Source organism: Streptomonospora alba, assembly GCF_000826685.1.
Classification (GTDB): Bacteria; Actinomycetota; Actinomycetes; order Streptosporangiales; family Streptosporangiaceae; genus Streptomonospora; species Streptomonospora alba.
Genome location: NZ_JROO01000010.1, coordinates 25,314 through 46,300, shown reverse-complemented (window position 1 = coordinate 46,300; position 20,987 = coordinate 25,314). Strand labels below are relative to the sequence as shown.

18 protein-coding genes are annotated in these 20,987 nt (G+C 72.7%); 10 read left to right on the top strand and 8 right to left on the bottom strand.

Features of this window, described 5'->3' with window-relative positions; all coding sequences use genetic code 11:
• The first annotated feature begins 35 nt into the window (after window positions 1-35).
• The 4 genes from LP52_RS06400 to LP52_RS06385 all read left to right on the top strand — a co-directional run bounded on the left by LP52_RS06400 (window position 36) and on the right by LP52_RS06385 (window position 4,009).
• Window positions 36-653: a TetR/AcrR family transcriptional regulator gene (locus tag LP52_RS06400; protein WP_040271603.1), complete on the top strand. Its 618-nt coding sequence runs from the start codon at window positions 36-38 to the stop codon at window positions 651-653.
• Between the two features lie 133 nt (window positions 654-786).
• Window positions 787-1,914 (top strand): NAD(P)H-dependent flavin oxidoreductase, encoded by a 1,128-nt coding sequence (locus LP52_RS06395; protein ID WP_040271602.1) that lies wholly within the window; start codon window positions 787-789, stop codon window positions 1,912-1,914.
• 99 nt (window positions 1,915-2,013) lie between these two features.
• Complete coding sequence (locus LP52_RS25665) at window positions 2,014-2,457, top strand: DUF3237 family protein (RefSeq protein WP_052809514.1); 444 nt, start codon at window positions 2,014-2,016, stop codon at window positions 2,455-2,457.
• A 313-nt stretch (window positions 2,458-2,770) separates the two neighbouring features.
• Window positions 2,771-4,009, top strand: coding sequence for an amidohydrolase (locus tag LP52_RS06385; RefSeq protein ID WP_040271601.1), 1,239 nt, complete (start codon window positions 2,771-2,773; stop codon window positions 4,007-4,009).
• A 153-nt stretch (window positions 4,010-4,162) separates the two neighbouring features.
• Here the strand turns inward: LP52_RS06385 and LP52_RS06380 are convergent, their stop codons facing one another.
• The 3 genes from LP52_RS06380 to LP52_RS06370 all read right to left on the bottom strand — a co-directional run bounded on the left by LP52_RS06380 (window position 4,163) and on the right by LP52_RS06370 (window position 7,306).
• Window positions 4,163-4,918, bottom strand: coding sequence for a dienelactone hydrolase family protein (locus tag LP52_RS06380; protein ID WP_040271599.1), 756 nt, complete (start codon window positions 4,916-4,918; stop codon window positions 4,163-4,165).
• 308 nt (window positions 4,919-5,226) lie between these two features.
• Window positions 5,227-6,429: an MFS transporter gene (locus LP52_RS06375; protein WP_084722959.1), complete on the bottom strand. Its 1,203-nt coding sequence runs from the start codon at window positions 6,427-6,429 to the stop codon at window positions 5,227-5,229.
• A 271-nt stretch (window positions 6,430-6,700) separates the two neighbouring features.
• Window positions 6,701-7,306, bottom strand: coding sequence for a TetR/AcrR family transcriptional regulator (locus LP52_RS06370; protein ID WP_040271598.1), 606 nt, complete (start codon window positions 7,304-7,306; stop codon window positions 6,701-6,703).
• Here LP52_RS06370 and LP52_RS26245 point away from each other — a divergent pair.
• From LP52_RS26245 to LP52_RS06355, 4 genes are all read left to right on the top strand, one after another.
• Window positions 7,280-7,891, top strand: coding sequence for a class I SAM-dependent methyltransferase (locus LP52_RS26245; RefSeq protein ID WP_338011617.1), 612 nt, complete (start codon window positions 7,280-7,282; stop codon window positions 7,889-7,891). The genes LP52_RS06370 and LP52_RS26245 overlap by 27 nt on opposite strands.
• Window positions 7,888-8,589 (top strand): TetR/AcrR family transcriptional regulator, encoded by a 702-nt coding sequence (locus tag LP52_RS06365; RefSeq protein ID WP_040271596.1) that lies wholly within the window; start codon window positions 7,888-7,890, stop codon window positions 8,587-8,589. Before LP52_RS26245 ends, LP52_RS06365 begins: the two co-directional genes overlap by 4 nt.
• 190 nt (window positions 8,590-8,779) lie before the next feature.
• A complete protein-coding gene (locus LP52_RS25660; protein ID WP_052809513.1) occupies window positions 8,780-9,322 on the top strand; it encodes a hypothetical protein in 543 nt (180 codons plus the stop codon).
• A 125-nt stretch (window positions 9,323-9,447) separates the two neighbouring features.
• Entirely contained in the window at window positions 9,448-10,131 is a 684-nt protein-coding gene (locus LP52_RS06355) for a hypothetical protein (protein ID WP_040271595.1), read from the top strand.
• Between the two features lie 217 nt (window positions 10,132-10,348).
• Here LP52_RS06355 and LP52_RS06350 read toward each other — a convergent pair whose 3' ends face one another.
• The 4 genes from LP52_RS06350 to LP52_RS06335 all read right to left on the bottom strand — a co-directional run bounded on the left by LP52_RS06350 (window position 10,349) and on the right by LP52_RS06335 (window position 15,729).
• Window positions 10,349-12,409, bottom strand: coding sequence for a beta-galactosidase (locus tag LP52_RS06350; RefSeq protein ID WP_040271593.1), 2,061 nt, complete (start codon window positions 12,407-12,409; stop codon window positions 10,349-10,351).
• A gap of 42 nt (window positions 12,410-12,451) precedes the next feature.
• Window positions 12,452-13,771, bottom strand: coding sequence for an ABC transporter substrate-binding protein (locus LP52_RS06345; protein WP_040271592.1), 1,320 nt, complete (start codon window positions 13,769-13,771; stop codon window positions 12,452-12,454).
• A 74-nt stretch (window positions 13,772-13,845) separates the two neighbouring features.
• Window positions 13,846-14,802 (bottom strand): carbohydrate ABC transporter permease, encoded by a 957-nt coding sequence (locus LP52_RS06340; protein WP_040271591.1) that lies wholly within the window; start codon window positions 14,800-14,802, stop codon window positions 13,846-13,848.
• Window positions 14,803-14,805: 3 nt separating this feature from the next.
• Window positions 14,806-15,729 carry a carbohydrate ABC transporter permease gene (locus LP52_RS06335; protein ID WP_040271589.1) on the bottom strand — a complete coding sequence of 308 codons (924 nt, stop codon included), beginning with the start codon at window positions 15,727-15,729 and terminating at the stop codon, window positions 14,806-14,808.
• A gap of 122 nt (window positions 15,730-15,851) precedes the next feature.
• Here LP52_RS06335 and LP52_RS06330 point away from each other — a divergent pair, with 122 nt between their 5' ends.
• A complete protein-coding gene (locus LP52_RS06330; RefSeq protein ID WP_040271588.1) occupies window positions 15,852-16,952 on the top strand; it encodes a LacI family DNA-binding transcriptional regulator in 1,101 nt (366 codons plus the stop codon).
• Between the two features lie 253 nt (window positions 16,953-17,205).
• Window positions 17,206-18,291, top strand: coding sequence for a 4-oxalomesaconate tautomerase (locus tag LP52_RS06325; RefSeq protein ID WP_238580760.1), 1,086 nt, complete (start codon window positions 17,206-17,208; stop codon window positions 18,289-18,291).
• Window positions 18,292-18,503: 212 nt separating this feature from the next.
• On the opposite strand, the gene LP52_RS06320 is transcribed toward LP52_RS06325, so the two are convergent.
• Entirely contained in the window at window positions 18,504-20,837 is a 2,334-nt protein-coding gene (locus LP52_RS06320) for a rhamnogalacturonan lyase (protein WP_084722978.1), read from the bottom strand.
• Between the last annotated feature and the right edge of the window lie 150 nt (window positions 20,838-20,987).

The following is a 20,987-nucleotide window of genomic DNA, read 5'->3' as shown; positions in this document are numbered from 1 at the left end:
CACGGTACGGGCGACGATGTAGGAGGATGTGCGGCATGGCTAGCGCACGGCCCTCAGGACGCCCCCGCGACCCCGACGTCGACCGCAAGCTGGCCGATGCGGCGGTGGACCTCTTCGGGGAGCAGGGCTGGTCCTCGTTCACCATCGAGGCCGTCTGCCGGCGCGCCGGTGTCGGCAAGGCGTCGGCCTACCTGCGGTGGAACGGCAAGGAGGAGCTGCTCGCGGAGGCGCTGACGTCGCGCCTGGGGGCGATCACCGACGTGGACACCGGATCGGTGCGCGGCGACCTGGCACGGCTCGTGCTGCAGATGACCGAGCTCTACGGCGGCGAGCACGGCCGGGCCGCGATGCGCCTGGCCATGGAGGCCGCGGCCATGCCCGAACTCGCCGAGCGGTACACCCGCATAGCCCAGGACCAGGTCATGGCGGCGCGCGCCATCGTCCGGCGGGGCATCCGCCGCGGTGAGCTGCCCGAGGACACGTCGGTCACCTACCTGCTGGACGCGTTGTGCGGCGGGGCGATGAACCACGTGCTGACGACGCGCCTGGCGCCGCGGGCGGTGCGCGACGCGGCGCCGCCGGCGGCCGAATACGCCGAGCGCTTCGTCGACTTCGTCCTGACCTCGGTACTCACCCGCGGCGGTGCCGTCTGAACAGGGCATCGGGCCCGCGGTCCGACCGGAGGAATCCCGGCGGACCAATTGCTAAACGGAATCCGTCTGGATTAGCGTGCTGCGGACCGGCGCTCCGACGGAAGCCGGGGGTCCCGCGGGGAAGGATTCGTCAGTGCGAACCGCCATCTGCGACATGCTCGGCATCGAGCTGCCGCTGCTCGCCTTCAGCCACTGCCGGGACGTCGTCGCCGCGGTCACCAACGCCGGCGGGTTCGGCGTCCTCGGCGCCTCCTCGCACACCCCCGAGCAGTTGGAGCGCGAACTCTCCTGGATCGACGAACAGGTCGGCGGCAGGCCCTACGGCGCCGACATCATCGTTCCGGAGAGGTACGAGGGTCGCGGCCAGGGCCTGAGCAGCGAAGACCTCGCCGCGCGGATACCCGGGGAGCACCGCGCGTTCGTGCGGCGCCTGCTCCACGAGCACGGCGTCGACCCCGCAGGCAGCGCCGACTGGCCGGGCCTGGAAATCGGGTTCGACCACGAGGTCGGCGAGCGCCTCCTCGACGTCGTCTTCCGCCACCCGGTGAAGCTCGTCGCCAACGCGCTGGGAGTGCCCCCGCAGTACATGATCGACCGGGCCCGCGCCGAAGGCGTGCCCGTGGCCGCCCTCGTCGGGGCCGCGGAGCACGCCCTCAAACAGGTCGAGGCGGGTGTGGACGTCCTCGTCGCCCAGGGCACCGAAGCGGGCGGCCACTGCGGCGAGGTCACGACCATGGTGCTGGTCCCCGAGGTGGTCGAGGCGATCAAGCCGGTGCGCGAGGTGCCCGTCCTGGCCGCGGGCGGCATCGTCACAGGGCGGCAGATGGCGGCGGCGATCGCGCTCGGCGCGGACGGCGCCTGGACCGGGTCGGTGTGGCTGACCACCGAGGAAGCGGAGACCGCGCCCTACACGGTGGAGAAGATGGTCGCGGCCTCCTCGCGCGACACGGTCCGCTCCCGGGGGCGCACCGGCAAGCCTTCCCGCCAGCTCGCGTCGGCCTGGACGCAGGCGTGGGACGGCCCCGACAGTCCTGAGGCCCTGCCCATGCCACTGCAGTCCATCGTCAGCGAGCCCGCGCTGCGCCACGTGGACAGCCTCGCCGAGAAGGGCGACACCGGGGCGCGGGAGCTCGCGACCTACTGGGTCGGCCAGGGTGTCGGCCTGATGAACCGCGTGCGCCCGGCGAAGGACGTCGTCTACGAGATGGCCGAGGACTTCGCCGAGGCGACCCAGCGCCTCACCGACGCCGCCGGGGAGTGAACCGCCGGCGGGCAGAGCCGCTTCGCCCGCGTTCTGTCCGCCGCCCCGCGAGTTCCCTGCGCCCGCCGGCAGACCGCGGCCCGACCAGGACGGAGTGCCATGCCGCTCACGCTGGAGTACGCCTTCACCATCACCGTCGACCTCGGGGAACCGCGCGAGGTGGGCACGACCTATGCGGGGTTCCGCCGCGTCGTCCCGATCGCCGGCGGCACCGTCGACGGACCCGCGCTCAGCGGCGAGGTCCTTCCCGGCGGCGCCGATTGGAACCTTGTGCGCGCGGACGGCGCCGTGCACGTCTGGGCGCGCTACGAGATCCGCTCCTCCGAGGGGGCCGTGGTCACCGTCATCAACGAGGGCCTCGCGGACCCCGCCGGACCGCCCGAAGGCGCCGCCGATCGAGCCTGCCCGACACACCCGGTCTTCGAGGCCCCCCAAGGGGGCCCGACCTGGCTCAACACGGCCTTCTTCGTGGGTCGGCTGTGCCTTCCGACGGCTCCGGGCGGCCCGGTCGCCGTGGAGGTGCACCAGGTCCTCGTCCACTGAGCGGGCCGATGGGCCACCCGCCGACGCGGACCGACACCGCGGTCCCGGCTCCAGGGCCGCAGCGGCCGCTCGCAGGCGGCCTCCACCGGTCGGCGCGGTCGGCCCCCGAGCTCGGCTTCGCCCCCGCGACCTGGTAGGAATCCTCGCAAGCGGGAGCCGTCGCGGCCACCGGCCCCTCCCCCGGCGGAGGTCGCGGCCCTCGCCCAGCTCAGGTTCCTGCGCGGCCGCCGTGCCGGGCAGGCGCCGCCCGCGTGCGCGGAGTGGGCCTTCGACGGCCGCGCACACCGCACCGCCCATCGGGAAGGAAGCCCGCATGACCGCCGACAGCACCGCACCGGCCATCACGCCCCGTCTCCGCGAACAGCTGCACGAGCTGTACAAGGACCTGCACCGCAATCCTGAGCTGTCCATGCAGGAGCACCGCACCGCCGAGCTGATCGCCCGACGCATGAGCGACCTGGGATTCACCACCTTCACCTGCGGCGGCACCGGCGTGGTCGCGGTCCTGGAGAACGGCGACGGACCGGTGGTCGGCTTCCGCGCGGACATCGACGGGCTTCCGGTGGCCGAGGAGACCGGGCTCGACTACGCCTCCGCCGCTCGCGGCACCCTGCGCGACGGCACCGAGGTGCCGACCATGCACGCCTGCGGCCACGACACCCACATCACCTGCGCGATCGGAGCGGCCACACTGCTGGCCGAATCCGCCGACTCCTGGGCGGGCACCGTGGTGTTCGTGTTCCAGCCGGGCGAGGAGATCGCGGAAGGGGCCCGCGCCATGGTCGACGACGGCCTGTGGGACCGCGCCCCGCGACCGGAGGTCGTCTACGGCCAGCACGTCTGGCCCGGCCGCGCCGGAACCGTGGAGATCAGCAGCGGGGCGGCCATGTCCATGGCCGACTCCTGGAAGGTGACGGTGCACGGGCGGGGCGGACACGGGTCCCGGCCCGAGGTCACCATCGACCCGGTCGTGCTGGCGGCGCACATGGTCGTGCGCATCCAAAGCGTCGTCTCCCGCGAAGTGCCCGCTCAGCAGGCGGCGGTGGTGACCGTGGGCAGCTTCCACGCCGGCGTCAAGGAGAACATCATCCCCGACAGGGCCGAGTTCACGATCAACGTGCGCAACCTGGACGCCGACGTGCGCGATCGGCTTCTGGCGGCGCTGCGCCGGGTCTTCGACGGCGAGGCCGCGGCCTCGGGGGCGCCGCGTCCCGAGATCACCGAGCTCTACACCTTTCCGCTGCTGGTCAACGCCCCTGAGGAGACCGCGGCGCTCACCGCCGTGCTGCGGGACGCCCTCGATGCCGACCGTGTCGTGGACCGGCCGGCGAAGATGGGCAGCGAGGATTTCGGGGTGCTTCCGGGCGCGATCGGCGTGCCCGGCGTCTACTGGTTCTTCGGCGGCATGCCCGACGAGGTCGTCGACTCGGGTGAACCGGTGCCCGCCAACCACTCGCCGCAGTTCGGCCCGGTCCTGGAACCGACCCTGACCACGGGGGTGACAGCGGCCTACGCCGCGATCATGTCGCGAGTGAGCCGGTCCGCCACCTAGCCGGAGGCGTGCTCGGCGGATGGGCACGTTCGCGCGTGCCCTCGGAGCCGGCCCGGCACCGAGGCCGGTCTCCGAGACAGGCCCACCACGGTCTGGACCGGCCTTCAGCCGCGCATCCGGCCGCCGCGCGGGCGGCGGCCGGTGGCGGGGGTGTCAGAGGTTGCGGTCGAGCAGGTCCAGCAGCGCCCTCCAGTGGCGCTCGGTGGCCTCGGGGTCGTGGCTGGCGGTGTCGGCCTGGGTGTAGCCGTGGCGCGCACCCGGGTAGACCTCGGCGGTGTAGCGCACGCCTGCCGTGTTCAGGGCCTGGTCGAGGCGCTCGATCTGCTCGGGAGGCAGGGCCGGGTCCTCGTCGGCGTGGCCGAAGTACACCTCGGCGCTGATGCGGTCGGCGAGCAGGTGCGGGCTGTCGGCGGCGTCGGGGGCCAGGTTGCCGCCGTGGAAGCCGGCCATGGCGGCGACGCGGTCGGGGTGGGTGCCGGCGGTGCGCAGCGCCAGGACCGCGCCCATGCAGTAGCCGGTGACGCCGACCGGCCCGTCGGCGGTCTGGTCGAGGCCGGTGAGGCGGCGCAGGTAGGCGTCCGCGTCGCGCATCGCCTGGTCGGGTGTCAGCGACTGCATGATCGGCCCGAGCTTCTCGAAGATCTCCGGACGCCGGCCGGGGTCGATGAACTCCGGAAGTTCCACCACCGGAGAACGGCCGTGGCGGTAGAAGACGTTGGGGACCAGCACGGTGTAGCCGGCTTCGGCCAGGCGGGAGGCCATCTTCTCCAGCTGGGGCCGCACGCCGAAGGCGTCCATGTACATCAGGACGCCGGGATGGGCATCGCCGTCGTCGGGATAGGCGAGGTAGGCGTCGGCGGTGCCGTCCTCGGTGGTGATGTCCACGGCGGTGCCGTACACGGTGGCCATGTGCGCTCCCTTGACAGACGCGGCGACGGTTTGCGGGCGGACCCGGTGCGCGTGGGCCGGCGCGCAGGGACGCTTGCGGCGCGGACGCCGCGGCGGCCCTCGCGCGGTCCCAACCGGCGGCGATGCCGCCGGTACCGGTCAGCAGGGTACTCCCGCGGACGCCGGGGATTCGCTCGGTGGGGCGGCGCGCGCCGCCGCCCCGGACCGCCGGGGCCGGTGCCGAGCCCGTGCGCGGCGGCCGCGATCCCCTCAGGGGAAGGGCTCCCGGCACCCCCGGAGGCGGCCTCGCGCGGCGGGGACCGCACCGATCACCGGTGCCGGGCGGCGGAGGCCCGGACGGCTCCCGTCGCCGCGAGGAGGACGGCGCTGACGAACCAGAGCGCCCCGGCCGCGCCCGCGCTGCCGGCGACGAGGGCCGCGGCGCCGGGGATCGCGACCTGGCCGAGGCGGTTGCCCCACAGCCGCAGGGACAGGGCGGTTCCGCGCGTGTCGGGCGGCACGGCCCGCACGACCATGGTCATGGTCAGCGGCTGGCCGAGCCCCAGCAGGAATCCGCCCAGGACCAGTGCGGTGGCCATGGCGGCCGTTCCCGACATCGGCAGGGCCACGGCGCTGAGCCCGGCGGCAGACCCCAGGGTGCTGCCCATGATGAGGACGTGGCGCTGCCAGCGCTGCACGAGGCGGTCGACGAGCAGGCGCGAGAGGATCGACGCCGCGGCCCGGGCGGCCAGCAGGGCGCCCACGACGGCGGGGCTGATGCCGCGCTGGTCGGCGATGAGCGGCAGGTAGGCGGTCAACAGGTCCACCGCCGCCAGCAGTGCGAGACTCGTGAACAGCCCCGTGGGCACTCCCGGTCGGCGCAGCAGGTCCGAGACCGGCAGGGCCGCAGCGCCCCCGCGCTCGGATCTGGGCTGGGTCGCCGACCATACGCCCAGGACGGCCGGCAGGCCCAGCGCCGCGGTCAGCCCCGCCACGAGCAGCGCCTGCTGCGTCTGCGCGCCCAGGCCCTGGCCGGAGGAGGCGTCGGCGAGCAGGAGGCTGGACAGCAGCGGCCCCACGAGCTGACCGAGTGCGGCCGAGGCGGTGAGCAGGCCGAAGTTGCGGTCCAGCGCCTTCTCGGCCGAGCGCTGGGCGACCATGCGCTGTGCGGCGACCATGAAGGTGAGGTGGCCCAGCCCCAGGACCGCGCTGCCCGCGGCGACGGTGGTCAGCCGTTGCGATGCGGCCAGCAGCAGCGGAGCCAGCGCCATCAGCACGATGCCCGCGGCCACGATCCAGGCCGTGCGCCGCAGCCGGTCGCTCAGCCGGCCCAACGGGACGGCCACGAGCAGCGGCAGCAGCGCGAAGGCCGCCGTGATCAGCCCGATGTGCAGGGCGTCGGCGCCCAGCGCGACGGAGTGGTAGGAGATGAGGGGCCGGGAGAGATTGAGCGTGGTCTGGGTGGCGACCACGGTGACCAGAAGCCACCACAGCCAGCCGTCCCGCGGGGCGGAGCCGGGCGCTGCGCTCACGTGCGGTTCCGGCGCGGTGGTATGGCGGCCATCGGTTCCTCCTGGGCGGCTACGGCACCGTAGATCCGGTCATCCTACGGACCGAGCGCACCGCTGCCCGCGAGCACCCTGGCGATGTGCATGCGCGCTGAGGCCCCTCGGGGGCGGGCGGGGGCGCATCCCGCTCCCTCACCCGGCGGCGTAGGCGTGCAGGAATGCGGCCCGATGGGCGCCGATGCGGGCGCGGAATGCGGATCCGTGCAGCTCTCGCTCTTCGCCCGCGCCCCGGCCCTCACTCGTCCGGCGTCGCGCGGGGAAGCGCCCCGGAGACGACCGCGTCCGCGGTCCTGTGTACGACCGCGGTGTCCGGCGGGGCGCCCTCCCTGTCGGCGAAGAGCAGGTGCGCGGCTCCGACCAGCGTCGCTGCCAGGGTGTCGGTGTCGGCGTCGGCCGCAAGCCGCCCCAGTTCCCGCTCGGCGGCCAGGTAGCCGGAAAGCATCGCCGCGGCCTCGGTCAGCAGCGGGACCCCGGTGGGCGTGGTGTGCCGGAGCCGGGCGCGCAGGCCGTCCCGGGAGGTGACCAGGCCGACGATCGCCACGGCGACGGGATCGAACAGGGCCGTGAGAGCGCCGGTGAGGTTGTCGGCGACGGTTCCGGTCCCGGCGGCGGCGCGCAGGGCCGCGGACCGGTCGCCGAGCCGGGTGATGCGGTCCCGCACGAGTTCGGCGAGGAAGGAGTCGAAGTCGACGAAGTGCCGGTGCACGACACCTTTGGCGCAGCCCGCCTCGTCGGTCACGGCACGGCTGGTCAGCGCGTTGGGCCCTTCCCGCAGCAGGATCCGCTCCGCGGCGCGGAACAGCTGCTCGCGCACGTGGCGGATCGCCGTCCCGGTCGGCATCGTCCGTCCCTCCCCTGTCGTCGTCCCGCCGTTGCCGAGTGGGCACATGCCCACCCTATCGCCGGAGGGTGCGCAGCCGCCCGAAAGCCGGCCCCAGCAGGTCCGCGAGATCGCGGAGTCGTTCGGCACCGACCCCGACGCTACGATCGCGCCCGACCTCGCTATCCCGAGGCCGTGGTCGAGGCTATCGCCGGCGCCGCCCCGGGCACCGAGGTCGTCGACGTCGACTGCGGCACCGGAATCGTCGCGCGCCGGTTCCAGGCGGCCGGGTGCCGGGTGCTCGGAGTCGAGGCCGACGAACGCATGGCCGCTTGGGCGCGCCGCCACGGCGTCCGGGTCGAGGTCGCGCGATTCGAGTCCTGGGCCCCCGGGGACCGGTCCTTCGACCGTGGTCTCCGGGCAGACCTGGCACTGGGTGGACCCCGTCGCGGGCGCGAGCAAGGCCGCCGAGGCCCTGCGGCCGGGCGGCAGGCCGGCGGTGTTCTGGAACGTCCACCGGCCGCCGACAGAGCGACGCGCCCTCGGCTGCGACGACATAGGCACCCCGATCAAAGATATCAATCGAGTGATATCATTGATTCGTGAGCGAGCGGGACGAGACACGGCGGCGGATCGTGGAAGCGGCGGCGGAGCTCCTGCAGTCGCAGGGGCGCGACGCGGTGACCACGCGTGCCGTCAGCGCCGCGGCCGGGGTGCAGCCGCCGACCATCTACCGGCTGTTCACCGACATGGGCGGGCTGCTGGACGCCGTGGCCGCCGACGGGTTCGACGCCTACCTGGTGCGCAAGCACGACCAGGCGCTCACCGACGATCCGGTGGAAGACCTGCGCACCGGTTGGGACCTGCACATCGAGTTCGCGCTCGAGTATCCGGCCCACTACCTCCTGATGTACGGGCAGCCGGTGCCCGGACGGCAGTCGGCCGCCGCGGAACGGGCGGCGCAGCGGCTGCGCATGCTCATCGGGCGCATCGCCGAGGCCGGCAGGCTCGCGGTCAGCGTCGAGACGGGCCTGGAGGTCGTCCACGCCGCGGGCGTCGGGGCCGCCCTCACCCTCATCGGCACTCCCGCCGAGAAGCGCAACCCCGACCTGTCCCGGCGGCTGCGCGAGGCGACCGTCGGCTCCATCACCGGCGCCGAGAGTTCCGGCGCACGCGACCGCGCCCAGCGCGCGGCCGGGCTGAAAGCGGTACTGGGCGGCACGGACGGCGTGTTCACCCCGGGCGAGCGGGCCCTCCTCGGCGAGTTCCTCGACCGCCTCGCCGACACACCGCCGAGCGGCTGAGGCCGCACGCGTCGACCTCCGCGCGCCCGCCTCGCCCCGTTCCGCCGAAGGAGCGAGTCCCGCCGGTTTTGCGCGGACATGTCCTGATCTAGGCATCGGCGGGCCGAGCGGGTAGTGTCTCAGGCCGGTCCCCGTGCACGGCACCGGCGCGATGAGGGCCCTGCTCAGCCTCCCCAGGCACCGAGGAAAGATGCCGCTCAGCTCCCCCGCCCGCAAGGCGGCCGCGTCGTCGTGGCCGCTTCTCGTGCTGCTGCTGGTGCTCTTTCCCGTCGTGGCCGTCCACGGGGTAGGCGGGGCGCTCACCCACGGGCACCCCGATCACGCGCTGAAGCACGCTGCGGCCGCCCACGCCGACGGCGGAGGCGGCTCCCACGGAGTCCACTCGCTCACCGTCGCGTCCGAGCACTCCGAGCACTCCGAGCACGAGGGACACCGCGCCCCCGCCGAGCACGCGTCCCACGGCCACGCCGACCACTCGGACGGCGAAGAGCAGGACTGCGCCGCGGTCCGGCTCGCCGATGCCGAGCCGCACTCCCACGCCGACTGCATGAGCGTGGTCCCGACGGCGGGCGTGCTCTGGCTGGTGTGCTGGCCCGCCTTCCTCTCCGCAGGCCCCCGCGCCCTTGCGCCGTCCCCGCCGCGAGCGATCGCGGTACACGGACGCCGACGGCGGCGCAGGCGCCTGCGATGCACCCGGCTGCGCCTGGCCGAACTCTCGGTACTGCGGGTCTAGATGCCCTGCGCCGCCCGCGCCCGTCCCCTGCGGACCGGCGCCACGGCGGCACGGCATCACCGTCGCGGCGGCCCGCCGCGACGGATCCACCCGTCCAATACCCCGAACACGACCGGGAGTTCATCATGACCCGAGCCCGCCGCGCCCGGAAACCGCTCGCCAGTCACACCGCCCGCTACATCGCCGCGGCGGCCTCGCTCGCCGCCGCCCAGATCCACGTCGTCATGGCCCCCGTCCACGCCGAGGAGTGGCCGGCCTCGGGCGTCTTCTTCGCGCTGCTGGGAGTGCTCCAAGCGTTGTGGGGCGTCGCCGTGCTGCGCTGGAGCGGACCGCTGCTGCTCGGCGCCGGAGCGGCGGCCAACGTCGCCACCCTCGCGCTGTGGGGCCTCAGCCGCGTGGTGGGCATGCCCTTCGGCCCCCACGCCGGTGTCCCCGAAGCGGTGGGCACCACGGGCCTCGTCGCCGCCGGCCTGGAGGTCGTACTCCTCGCGGCCGTGTCGGCCGCGCTGGTGTGGCGCACGACCGAGCCGGAGCCGGGCGCCGTGGCCATGGGAGTCGCGGCGGTGGCGGTGCTGGGCGCCACGTTCGCCACCGCGGTCGCGGTCGCTGAGGCCGACAACCACGGCCACGCCGAATCGGGCGGCCACGGCGACTCCGGACACTCCGACGAAGGCCACCATGGAAACGGCGACGGCGGGGCCGACTCGGCCGCCACGCCTTCGGGCGGGCAGCCTTCGGGGAGCCCGGACGCCGAGTCGCCCGAGGAGGAGGTGCCCGAGGGCCACGAGGGCCACGACCACGAGCACTGAGCCGGCCGAGCCGTGGACCCGCCGCGCACCGCCGCCTGCGGCGGCGCGGAGCCGCCGCAGGCGGCGGTGCGCGCGGGCCTCGGCGCCGGCGCACCGGTTCGGGCCTTCCGGCCCGCCCGCATGACTGCTCCGGCCCCGGCCGCACAGCGGACCGGGGCCGGCTCGGTCCGGCCGGTCGGCTGATCCGTCCGATCAGCCGACCGGCCCGCTCATCCGATCAGCCCGCCGGGTGGCGCAGAACCGCGACCCCGCGCGGGGGCAGGACGCGGGTGCCTCCGCCCGCTGCGCCGGCGGGGTCGAGCAGCTCACCGCCCAGCCCGGCGATGTCCACCGGTTCGGCGGTGCGGTTGACGACGAACCAGTACTCCGCGCCGCCGCCGACGCGCACCGCCAGCTCCACGCGGCCGCGCAGCCCCGGAGGCAGCTCTCCGGAGACGCCGGCCGACGCCAGCAGGCGGGACAGCACCCCCGCCAGCCCTTGGGCGCCGAGCCGCGTCGACACGTAGGCCGCAGACCCCATCCCCGCCTGCCGGCGCGTGATCGCCGCCTGCCCGGCGCGCGGCCCTTCGGCGTAGGAGGCCAGAACCTCGACCCGGGGGTCGGTGACGGTGATGTCGTCGCTCCACAGCGTCCCGACGCCGCCGTCGTCGAGCCGTACCTGCTCGTCGGCCTGCAGCGGCGCGAACTCCTCGATGCGGATGCCCATCAGCTCGCGCAGCGGTCCGGGGTAGCCCCCCAGCCACGCGTGGTCGTTCTCGTCGACCACCCCGGAGAAGTAGGTCGCGACCAGGTGCCCGCCGCCTTCGGCGTAGCGCACCAGCTCCTTGGCCCGCTCCTCGGTCACCATGTGCAGGACCGGCGCGATCGCCATCCTGTAGTCCTCCAGCGGGGTGCCCAGCGGCACCACGTCGGCGCGCACGCCGCGCGAAAGCAGCGCCGAATACCAGTCCAGCGCCTCCTGGCGGTAGCGCAGCAGCGAGGAGGGATGGGAATCCTGTTCGCAGGCCCACCAGGACTCCCAGTCGAAGACGATCGCCACCGGCGCGCGCTTGCGGTGCGATCCCGTCAGCGGCGCCAGCCGTTCCAGGCGCGCGCCCAGTTCGGCCACAGAGCGGAAGACCGCGCTGTCGGGGCCGGCGTGGGGCACCATCGCCGAGTGGTACTTCTCCGCGCCCGCGGCCGACTGGCGCCACTGGAAGAAGCAGACCGCGTCGGCGCCGTGGGCCACGTGCAGAAGCGAGTCGCGCGCCGTCTCGCCCGGCGCCTTGGCGCGGTTGACCGGCTGCCAGTTGACGGCGCTGGTGGAGTGCTCCATCAGGAACCACGGGCGCCCGCCGGCGATGTTGCCGGTGAGGTTGGCCGAGAACGACAGTTCGTCCAGCGCTTGGGCGCCGGGGCGCATGTAGTGGTCGTTGGAGACGAAGTCGACCTCGCCCGCCCAGTCGGCGTAGTTCATCCCCCGGCTCTCCCCCATCACCATGAAGTTGCTGGTGACGGGGATGCCGGGTGCTGCGGCCTCCAGCACCTCCCGTTCGGCGCGCAGGTAGCCCTTGAGCACGTCGGAGGAGAAGCGCTTGAAGTCGAGCTGCTGGGTGGGGTTGGGGTGGGAGGCGGCCAGCCGCGGCGGCAGCACCTGGTCGAAGGCGGTGTAGTGCTGGGACCAGAACGCGGTGCCCCAGGCCGCGTTGAGCTGCTCGACGGTGCCGTAGCGGTCGCGCAGCCACGTGCGGAAGGCCGCGGCGGCGTCGTCGGAGTAGTCGTAGATGTTGTGGCAGCCCAGCTCGTTGGAGACGTGCCAGGCCGCCAGCGCCGGGTGGTCGGCGTAGCGGCGGGCCATGGCGTCGGCCAGCCGCAGCGCGTAGGAGCGGAACACCGGCGAGGTGGGTCGCCAGTGCTGGCGGGCTCCGGGCCAGACGGTCTCGCCGGTGGCGGTGACCGGCAGGATCTCCGGGTGGAGCGTGGTCAGCCACGGCGGCGGCGAGGCCGTCGCCGTGGCCAGGTCCACGGCGATGCCGTTGGCGTGCAGCAGGTCCATGGCCTCGTCGAGCCACGCGAAGTCCCACTCGTCGGGTCCGGGCTGGAGGCGGGCCCAGGAGAAGATGCCCAGCGAGACGATGTTGACGCCCGCTTCGCGCATCAGCCGGACGTCTTCGTCCCAGACCTCGCGCGGCCACTGCTCGGGGTTGTAGTCGGCGCCGTAGGCCAGCCTGGGGCCGGAGCCGCGGGGTGCGGTGCTCTCGGGCCAGCGCAGCCAGCGGTGGGGTCGGGCAGCAGCCATCGTTCTCTGCGGTTTCCTTTCATGCGAAGCGGGCGGGCCGGGTCACTGGTTGACGGTGAAGCCCTGCTGGTTGCCGTACTGGACCGTCTCCTTCTGCCAAGCCGCCAGCCCTTCGGCCAGGGTGGTGTCGGAGACGTAGGCCTTGCCTGCGGTGTCGTTGAACACCGAGTTGGCGTAGACCTGGTAGGGCAGGTAGGACCAGCCCTCCACGACGTTGGAAGCGGAGTCGGCGAAGACCTTGTTGGCCTGCTGGCCGCCGAAGTAGTCGAACTCGCGGGAGAGGAACTCCTCGGACTCCAGGTGCCGGGTGGTGGCGGGGAAGGCGCCGTTGTCGAGGCGGGTGTCGACCCCGTCGCCGACGGCCGCGTACTCGGCGAAGGCGTAGGCGAGTTCCTTGTTCTCCCCGGCCTCGGGGACGGCCAGCGAGCTGCCGCCGTTCTCGGCGCTGGCGGCGGCTCCCTGCTCCCACTGGGGCAGCGGGGCGACGCGCCAGGAACCCGCGCCGTCGGCCACGCTGGACTCGAGGTTGGCGGGCATCCAGGCGCCGGCGATCACGGTGGCGATGCTGCCGTCGGACATGCCCTGGAACCACTCGTCGGTCCAGGAGTTGGTCGGAGCGAGCAGGTCGTCCTCAAGGAGCCGCTGCCAGGTCTCGGCGTAGCGAGTGGAGCCCTCGTCGGTGAAGTCGACGGTCACGTCGGTGCCGTCGACGCGGTAGGGCTCGCCGCCGGCCTGCCAGATGAGGCTGGTGGCCAGGCCGGCCTCGCCGGTGTCGGCGGTGATGTAGGCCTCGGAGTCGGCCTTCTGCAGCTTTTCGGCCGCCTCGACGTAGGCGTCCCAGGTTTCGGGCACCTCGATGCCGTGCTCGTCGAAGAGGTCGGCGTTGTAGAACAGCGCCATCGGGCCGGAGTCCATCGGCAGCCCGTAGACGCCGCCTTCGATGTTCACCGAGCCCCACGGGCCGGTCGAGAACGTGCCGTCGAGGTCGTCGGCACCCAGGGAGGAAAGGTCGGCCACCGACTCGGCCACGGCGAACTGGCTGAGCGCGAAGTATTCGAGCTGGGCGAGGTCGGGGATGCCCGAACCGGCCTTGATGGCGTTCTGCAGGGCCGAGTACTGGTCGGGGCCGGTTCCGGCGTTGACCAGATCGACCTCGACGTTGGGGTGCTTCTTCTCGAACTCCTCGACGACCGGTTCGAGCGTGGGCTCCCAGGCCCACACGGTGATCTTGCCGCCCTCCTCCAGGGCGGACTCGACGTCGCCGGACGAGGAGCCGCCGCCGGAGCCGCAGGCCGTGAGGGCGAGCAGCAGGGCCGCGGCCGTGCCGAGTCCGCGCAGCGGGGGGCGCACAGTTGAGGTCATGGTCTCTCACTTCTTTCGGGGGGTGGTGGGTACGGCGATGGGGAAGGCGGGGGCACCGGGCGCGGGGCGCCCGATCAGCCCTTGACGCTGCCGGCGGCCATGCCCGACTGCCAGAAGCGCTGCAGCAGCAGGAACGCGATGATCAGCGGGACGATGCTGAGCAGGGATCCGGTGATGACGAGGTCGAAGACGGCCTCGCCACCGGCGGTGGCCGCCTGTTCGTTCCACGCGTTGAGGCCCAGCGTCAGCGGATACCAGTCGGGGTTCTTCAGCATGATCAGCGGCAGGAAGTAGTTGTTCCAGGTCGCGACCATGGTGAACAGGGCTACGGTGACCGTTCCCGGTCCCAGCAGCGGCATGGCGATCCGCACGAACGTGCGCAGCTCGCCCGAGCCGTCGATGCGCGCGGCCTCCAGCAGGTCGTCGGGGATCGCCTGAGCGGCGAAGACCCACATCAGGTAGAGACCGAAGGGCGAGATCAGCGACGGGATGATCACCGCCCAGGGGGTGTTGGTCAGGCCCATCTCGCTGAACATCAGGAAGGTGGGTACGGCCAGCGCGGTGCCGGGCACGGCCACCGCGCCGATGACGATCGCGAAGATCGCGCGCCTGCCGGGGAAGTCGAACTTGGCCAGCGCGTAGCCGCCCAGCACGGCCAGCAGGGTGGCCCCGCCGGCGCCGAGCACGACGTAGAGCACCGTGTTGAGAAGCCAGCGGCCGAAGATGCCGCCGTCGTAGGTCAGGGTTTCGGCGATGTTGGCGAACAGGGCGAAGTCGCCGCTGAACCACAGCCCGAAGGAGTTGAACAGGTCCTGCTGGGTCTTCGTGGCGTTGATCGCCAGCCAGAGCAGCGGGACCAGCGAGTAGATCAGCACGAGACCGGTCAGCAGCGTGAGCAGGACGCTGCGGCGAGGGGTGATGCCGCTTTGCGCGCCGCGCTGCTGGGGGCGGCCCCGGGTGCGCAGCCGTACCGCCGCGGAGCGCGCGCCGGATGCGCCGGGGCGGGAGGAGGCGGGGGCGGAGGTGCTCATCGCTCACACGTCCTTTCGCATGCCGCGCAGCTGGACGGCGTAGGCGATGACCATCGTGATCAGGCCCATGATGATGGCGACGGTGGCGGCGTAGTTGTGCTGCTGGCCGGAGAACGCCAGGGAGTAGGTGTAGAGGTTGGGCGTGAAGTCGGTGGTGATCGCGTTGGGCGCCAGCTTCTGCAGGATGCTGGGCTCGTTGAACAGCTGGAAGCTGCCGATGATGGAGAAGATCGTCGCGATGACGAGGGCGCCGCGGATCGCGGGCAGTTTGATGGCGGTGATGATGCGGAACTGCCCGGCACCGTCGATCTGGGCCGCCTCGTAGAGCGAGTGCGGCACCACGCGCAGCGCCGAGTAGAAGATCAGCATGTTGTAGCCGACGAACTCCCAGGTGACGATGTTGCCGATGGAGGCGAGCACCAGGTCGGGCGAGAGCAGGTCGGGCACCGTGGGACCCAGCCCGTCGTTGATGTTGCCCACCAGGCCGAACCGGTTGCCGTAGATGAACCCCCACATCAGGGTGGCCACCACGGCGGGAACCGCATAAGGCAGGAAGATCGAGATGCGGAAGAAGTCGCGGCCGTAGAGGCGCCCGCTGTCGATGGCCAGCGCGACCAGCAGCGCGATGGACAGCATGATCGGCACCTGGATCGCCAGGAACAGCGAGACCCGCGACAGCGCCGACCAGAACTGGGTGTCGGTCAGTGCCTGGGCGTAGTTGTCCATCCCGACGAAGGTGTTGCCGCCGATCAGCCGGTCCTGGAACAGGCTGAGGTAGAGGGAGTAGGCGATGGGCGCCAGGAAGACCAGGGCGAACACGGCCATGAACGGGCCGATGAAGGCCCATCCCATCCAGGAGCGCCCCGATCTGAGCCGCCAGGGGGAGGCTGCGGCGGCCACCGTGGCGGGCGCGGCCGGCGTGGTCATATCGATCATCCTCGCTCGCGGTCAGCGACGGGGATGCCTACGCGAACACCCACGCTGCGGACAGGGGACGAAACGCGGTATGTTTACGTAAACATCGCATTGCGAGATGTTTACACTCCCTCATGGCAGCTGGTCAAGGGATCGAGGAACCGCAGATGGACGAAGGAGCGGCCGCAGAGCGGTCGCGGCGGCGCGCGAAGCGCGTCTCCATGGCCGATGTCGCGCGGCTTGCGGGGGTCTCCTCGCAGACCGTCTCGCGGGTCTCCAACGGCCACCCCGGGGTCGTGGCGGCCACTCGCCAGCAGGTGCTGGCCGCGATGCGCGAACTGGGCTACCGTCCCAACAGCGCGGCCCGCGCCCTCAAGCGCGGCGAGTTCCGCACGATCGGCGTCGTGCTGTTCACGCTGTCGACCACCGGCAACGTGCGCACCCTGGAGGCCATCGCCTCCTCGGCCGCCCACGAGGGCTACGCCACCACCCTGCTGCCGGTGGCCGCGCCCACCCACGACGAAGTGCGCGGCGCCTTCACGCGGCTGGGCGAGCTGGCGGTCGACGCCTTCATCGTGATCATGGAGGTGCACCTGCTCGACGCCGCGACGGTGGAGCTGCCGCCGGGGGTGCAGGTGGCGGTGGCCGACTCCAACGCCGGCGACCGCTACAGCGTCGTCGACACCGACCAGGCCGGCGGCTCGTACGCCGCCGTGAACCACCTGCTGGAGCTGGGCCACCGCACGGTCTGGCACCTGGCCGGACCCGAAGAGTCCTTCGCCGCCCAGCGCCGCGCCGACACCTGGCGGGCCGCGCTGGAGGACGCGGGGCGGCCGGTGCCGGAGATGCTGCGGGGCGACTGGTCGGCCGATTCGGGCTACCGTGCCGGGCTGCGGCTGGCCGAGGAGTCCGGCTGCACCGCGGTCTTCGCCGCCAACGACCAGATGGCGCTGGGCCTGCTGCGTGCCCTGCACGAGATGGGCCGGGCGGTACCGGAGGAGGTGAGCGTCGTCGGCTTCGACGACATCGCCGAGGCCGGCTCCTTCATGCCGCCGCTCACCACGGTCCACCAGGACTTCGCCGAGGTCGGCCGCATGCTGGTGCAGGGTGTGCTGCGCCAGCTGCGCAGCGAGTCCACCGAGCCCGGTACCACGCTGGTGCCCACGTGGCTGGTCGAACGCTCCAGCACCGCCCCGCCGCCCGGTGCCGACCGCACCGACTCCGCCGAAACCTGATCTGCCGCGGCCTGGCCCCGGCCGCGGTCTGCAGGACGCGCATCCGGTGCGCCGCGCCCGGAGCGGCCCGTCGAGCGCGCACCCCTCCCCCGCGGCCGGGGCCATCCGACCATCACACCATTTCCGTCAACGAAATTGTTGACAATGTTGTGGACTCTGGGCATGCTGTATCCGTCACACGGACGCGCGAGGAGGAGCCGATGCCGCAGGCGCACACGCCTTCCCCACCCGCTCGCGGCGAGGCGGGCCGATCGTGAGCACAGCCGCGGCCGCCGACGACGGAACCCGCTGCATGCTGATGCGCGGCGGCACCTCCAAGGGCGCCTACTTCCTCGCCGAAGACCTGCCGGAAGATCCCCGGCGGCGCGACGACCTGCTCCTGCGGATCATGGGCACGCCCGACCCCCGCCAGATCGACGGGATCGGCGGCGCCCAGTCGGTCACCAGCAAGGTCGCGATCGTCGCTCCGGCCGCGGCCGGAGCCGACCACGACATCGACTACCTGTTCCTGCAGCTCGGTGTGGACGAGCCGACCGTCTCCGACCGGCAAACCTGCGGGAACCTCCTCGCCGGGGTCGGCCAGTTCGCCGTCGAGCGCGGCCTGGTGCCGGCCGGACCCCAGCGCACCTCGGTACGCGTCCACATGGTCAACACCGGCGGCGCCGCCGTCTCGACCTTCGCCACCCCCGGCGGCCGCGTCGACTATTCCGGCACGACGGCCGTCTCCGGTGTGCCGGGCGCCGCGGCGCCGGTCTCCCTGGACTTCGCGGACACCGAGGGGTCGGTGTGCGGCAGTCTGCTGCCCACCGGACGGCTGCGCGACGAGATCGACGGAACCCCCGTCACCTGCATCGACAACGGAATGCCGGTCGTGGTCGTGCGAGCGGCCGATCTGGGAGTCACCGGCTACGAACCCGTCGCCGACCTGGCCGCCGACACCGCCCTGGCCGAACGCGTCGACGCGCTGCGCACGCGGGCCGGCGAACTGATGGGCCTGGGCGACGTCACGGACAGCTCGGTGCCCAAGACCACCCTGGTGGCGGCACCCCGCGAGGGCGGCGCGATCTGCACCCGCACGTTCATCCCGGTGCGCCCTCACCCCTCGATCGGGGTGCTGGGCGGCGTGACCGCGGTGACCGCGCTGATGCTCGACGGCGCGGTGGGCGCCGAACTGTTCGCCGCACCCGCTCCGGGCGCGCCGGTGGAGATCGAGCACCCCTCCGGCACGCTCGCCGTCGACGTGGAGGTCGACGGCTCCGGCCCGGCACCCGAGGTGGGCCGGTCGGCCGTCATCCGCACCGCCCGCAAACTGTTCGACGGGACCGTCTTCCCCCGCTGAGAAGCCCTCTTCACGAGACCGCCGGGTAATCCGTTGATCTTGTACCTACGGTGACGGGAAATCGCTTTCACTTACCGTAGGTACAAGATCAACGCGCTCCCGGGCGCGGTGCCGGTCGGGCTCGCGGTGCCGGTCGCGGTGCCCGTGTCCGGGGCTGAGGCGGACACGGGCACCGCTGCTGGGCCGGTTCTGGGCCGGTCCGGGGTGCGTCCCTAGCCGCGGCCGGGGTAGTGCGCCCGCGGGAGGGGCACCCGCGACCAGTCGGTGTCGGCCGCCAGGTAGAAGCCGGGGTAGGCCGGCTGGTTGTAGGCGGTCTGCTGGCCGGCGATGCCCACTCGGTACTGCGGGTCGTGCATGAGGGTGTAGAGCGTGCGGTCGCTCTGCTCGGTCGGGGTGTGGATGCGGATCGCCTCGGAGTCCTCGGTCCGCAGCAACAGCTCCTCGCGCCAGTCGCCGAAGACGTCGGCGACCAGCGAAGGGTTGCCCTTGGTGCCGTTGTTGGTGCGGGTGCCCTCGGCGGTGAGCAGGGTCCCGTCGCTGTAGTCGTCGACGGTGGGGTTCCGCGTGCCGTTGACGATCTGGGTGGTGCCGTCCGCTGCCCAGCGGATGCTCATATTGGTGCCGGGCACGCCGTCGCGGCCGAGGAACTCGCCCTCGGCGCTCCACAGTCCGGCGTCGACCTCCTGATCGGGAGGCATCGACGACCAGGCCTCCAGACCCGGCGTCCGGGGGTCGATGTCGCCGACCATGCCGCGGCCGGTGTCGGCTCCGGTGTACTCGCCGAAGAGGACCTCGCCGGTGGCGGCGTCGCGCATCGCGAAGCCGTAGGGAGCAGAGGTCGCGCCCTCGTGCACGCCCCAGATCTCCAGGCCGTCGCGCCCGGGGTCGAAGTCGCCGACGTGCAGGGCGTCGCCGTGGCCCAGCTTCACCCGCTCGCCCGGAACGGCGCTGTCGGGATGGCCGAGGGCGTAGGAGGAGTACAGCAGCGAACCGTCGTCGTCGATGGTGGCCGCGCCGTAGACGATCTCCTGCCTGCCGTCGCCGTCGACGTCGGCCGAGCTCATCTGGTGGTTGCCCTGAGTGGTCAGGGTGCCGAACTCGGGGTCGGTGCCCTCGACTCCGTGCGGGGAGTCGTCGAACGGGTTGGACATCGGCGCGTGGCCGCTGTCGACCAGCCACTGCTTGCGCAGTTCGTCGCCGTCGAAGCGGTAGGCCGCCAGGGTGGCGCGGGTGTAGTAGCCGCGGGCGAAGACCGCCGAGGGCGTGCTGCCGTCCAAGTAGGCCACCCCGGAGAGGAACCGGTCCACGCGGTTGCCCGGCTCGATGCGCGACATCGCGTAGTCGCCCCACATGAGGCCGTCGTCGCCCCTGGGAGGCTCATAGGCGACGGTGTCCAGCTCGGATCCGCTCTCGCCGTCGAAGACCGTCAGGTACTCCGGCCCGGTGAGCACGAAGCCCTCGAATTCGCGCAGCGAGTTGCGCTCGCTGCGGCCGGGTGCGTAGGTGTCCACGAAGTAGTCGGCCAGCTCCTCGGCGTCGGCGCGGGAGAGCGGGTAGTCGTAGGCGGGCTCGATCCCGAAGGCCTCCTCCAGGGTGGCCGGCCAGTTGCCCGCCTCGACCTCGGGGTGCTCGTGCCAGTCCTGGAACATCCCGACCAGGTGGTCGTAGTAGTCCTCGGCGCTCATCCGGTAGTCGTCGCTGTGGGAGCGCCCCGCCTCGACGTCCTCCTGCGGGATGGTGATGTACTGCTCGGAGACCGCCTCGCCGTCGGGGCCGTAGCTGACGGTCCTGGTGCCCGGGGCCGTCTTGAACATCAGCTCCGAACGGCCGTCGCCGTCGAGGTCGTAGACCAGGAACTGGGTGTAGTGGGCGCCGGAGCGGATATTGACGCCCAGGTCGATGCGGTGCAGGAGGGTGCCGTCGTGGGCGTAGGTGTCGATGTAGGTCTTGCCGGTGTAGCCGACCTGGGAGACGTCCTTGGAGTTGGACGGGTCCCACTGGACGACGTACTCGTAGCGGCCGTCGCCGGTGACGTCGCCGACGCTCATGTCGTTGGCGGTGTAGGTGTAGGCCTCGCCGGTCGGGGTGGTGCCGCCCTCGGGCTTGCGCAACGGCAGGTCGTAGTGCCCCTCGGGCCAGACCGCGGCCGAGGAGCCGCCTCCTCCCCCGCGGCCGGCGGCCACGCGGTACTCCGCGTCGGGCGAGCCCTCGGTGTCGAGGTAGCTCGTGCCGTCGGTGACGGTGGCGACGCGGCGACCGTCGCGGTAGACGCGGAAGGCCGGCGCCTTCAGGCCGTGGGGGGTGGCGGCCTTGGTCTCGTGGCCCAGCAGCCGCCAGCTCAGGAAGACGCCGTCGCCGGTGGAGACGGCGACCAGCCCGCGGTCCAGGTCCTCCAGCTGCACGCCGCCGGAGCCCTGGCCGCCGTGCCCGCCGTGACCGCCTGCCGAGGGGTCGGCGTGGACAGCGCCGGCGCCGGTGAAGGCGAGCGCCGCCGCGCACGCACCGGCCGCGGCGGCGCGCAGGGCCTGCCGCAGGGGGATGTGAATCGATTTAAAAGCCTGCACGGAGGCCTCCCGGTTCTCGAACGTCGGGATGGGGGGATGAGGGGTCGGGGGATCTCGTCGCGGCGGCCGGGGCTACCGACGCACCGCGACGGCTCGGGGTACGCGCCGAACCACGCGCTCGAACGCGACAGG